This window comes from Adlercreutzia equolifaciens (assembly GCF_029076695.1).
Classification (GTDB): Bacteria; Actinomycetota; Coriobacteriia; order Coriobacteriales; family Eggerthellaceae; genus Adlercreutzia; species Adlercreutzia equolifaciens_A.
On record NZ_JARFIK010000445.1, the window covers coordinates 1 to 297 of the forward strand.

1 protein-coding gene is annotated in these 297 nt (G+C 54.9%); it reads right to left on the bottom strand.

The genetic code is table 11. The features are described from left to right. Window positions 1-297, bottom strand: a 297-nt coding sequence (locus PZH32_RS13105; RefSeq protein WP_275208688.1) for a hypothetical protein, incomplete at both ends; no start/stop codon positions are given.

A 297-nucleotide genomic window follows, 5' to 3' on the forward strand; every position in this document is an offset into this window, starting at 1 on the left:
GTGCTTGTTCAGGCCCTTGGAGAACAGGTAAGTGAGACCCGGAGAATTCGGCTCGTTCACGCTCTCGCCCTTGGCAGCGTTGGCGCCCTTGATAGGCTCGAGGTTCTCGTCGACCATCGTCTCGGTGCCATCGGCATTTACGAGATACATATTATATTCGCGAATGCGAATAGTACGGTATACGGTATGGTCGACCTTAGCCCCATCAGAGGTAGTGAACGAATAGGTAGATCCGCCCAGTTTGTTCCCGCCGTTATCCTTATAAGCCGCCGCCTGGTGCTGCGTGTGAGGTGCCAC